General features: G+C 66.8%; 1 protein-coding gene and 1 pseudogene. Both read left to right on the top strand.

The annotated features are described in order from the left end of the window. A pseudogene (locus WCB02_RS27600) lies at nucleotides 1-320 on the top strand (acetyl-CoA carboxylase carboxyltransferase subunit alpha); the annotation flags it as partial. Nucleotides 321-379: 59 nt separating this feature from the next. Beyond that, nucleotides 380-1,570 carry a mannonate dehydratase gene (gene uxuA / locus WCB02_RS27605; protein WP_423962926.1) on the top strand — a complete coding sequence of 397 codons (1,191 nt, stop codon included), beginning with the start codon at nucleotides 380-382 and terminating at the stop codon, nucleotides 1,568-1,570. Nucleotides 1,571-1,620 lie beyond the last annotated feature (50 nt).

The raw sequence follows: 1,620 nt of genomic DNA on the forward strand, positions 1-1,620 counted from the left end.
ACATCGTGCTGATGCTCGAGCACGCGATCTATACCGTCGCCTCCCCCGAGGCGGCCGCCTCGATCCTGTGGCGCGATTCGTCGCGCGCCCAGGAAGCAGCGACAAACATGAAGATCACCGCCCAGGACCTCATCAAGTTCGGCATCATCGACGGCGTCATTGCCGAACCCTTGGGCGGCGCGCACCGCGATCCGCTCGCCGCGGTCGCGGCGACCGGCCATGCGATCAGCGACGGCCTGAAGTCGCTCCACGGCCTGAGCCCGGATGAGTTGCGCAACGCGAGGGCGGAGAAGTTTCTCACCATGGGACGGAAGATCTAACCCTCACCTCCAATCCCACTCCAAAAAGGGAGAGGGGAGAAACGTCAAGGGAGGACTCGATGCTGCAGACTTGGCGCTGGTTCGGGCCGGACGATCCGGTCAGCCTCGAAAACGTCGCCCAGGCGGGCGCGGTCGGCGTCGTCAGCGCGCTGCATCATATGAACCGCGGCGAGGTCTGGAGCGAAGACGAGGTGCTAAAGCGTAGAGCCGAAATCGAAGCGGCGGGGCTCGTATGGCCGGTGGTCGAGAGCATCGGCGTCGGCGAGGAGATCAAGACCCGCAGCGGCGGCTACCGCGTCAGGATCGACAACTATAAGCAGTCGATCCGTAATGCTGCGCGCGCCGGCGTCAAGACCTTCTGCTACAATTTCATGGCGATCACCGACTGGACCCGCACCAACCTCAACTGGCCGCTCGCCAACGGCGGGACGGCGCTCAGGTTCGACGCCGTCGATTGCGCGGCTTATGACCTTTTCATCCTCGAGCGCGACGGCGCCGAGGCCCAATATGCGCCCGAGCGCGTCGCGGCGGCGCGGGCGCGGTTCGAGGCGATGACGCCGGACGAAATCGGCGGGCTCGAGCAGACGCTGATCGACTGGCTGCCGGCGCGCGATTTCACATATGACCGGCAGACCTTCAGGCGAGCTCTCGCCCTATACAACGATGTGGGGGTCGAAGACCTCCGCGCCAATCTGATCGCGTTCGTGCGCGAGATCGCGGCCGTCGCCGAGGAGGAAGGCGCGCGCCTCGCCATCCATCCCGACGATCCGGCGTTCCCGATCTTCGGCCTGCCGCGGGTCATGTCGACGGCCGAGGACGTTCGCAAGCTCTTCGCCGCCGTGCCCTCGGCTGCCTGCGGGATCACGCTTTGCGCCGGCTCGTTCGGCTCGAACCCGGAGAACGACCTCGTCGCCATGGCGCGTGAGTTCGGCCCCCGAGTGCATTTCGCCCACCTGCGCAACGTCAAGCGCGAGCCGGACGGCTCGTTCTTCGAGGCCGACCATCTCGCCGGCGAAACCGACATGGTCCGCCTCGTCGCGGCGCTAATGTCCGAAGAGGAGCGCCGCCGCGCCGAGGGCCGCGCGGACGCCGAAATCCCGATGCGCCCCGACCACGGGCATTTGCTCGGCGACGACGGCAAGAAGCGCGTCAACCCCGGCTATTCGTTCATCGGCCGTCTCAAGGGCCTGGCGGAGCTGCGCGGCGTCATGCAGACGGTCGAGGCGTTCCGGAGCGGGCGGGTGGCGTAAAGCGCGAAATCGGCAGACCCGCGCCTGCCGGAATTTGCGCGAAAGGGGCC

It is taken from the genome of Bradyrhizobium sp. (genome assembly GCF_049581145.1).
Lineage (GTDB): Bacteria > Pseudomonadota > Alphaproteobacteria > Rhizobiales > Xanthobacteraceae > Bradyrhizobium.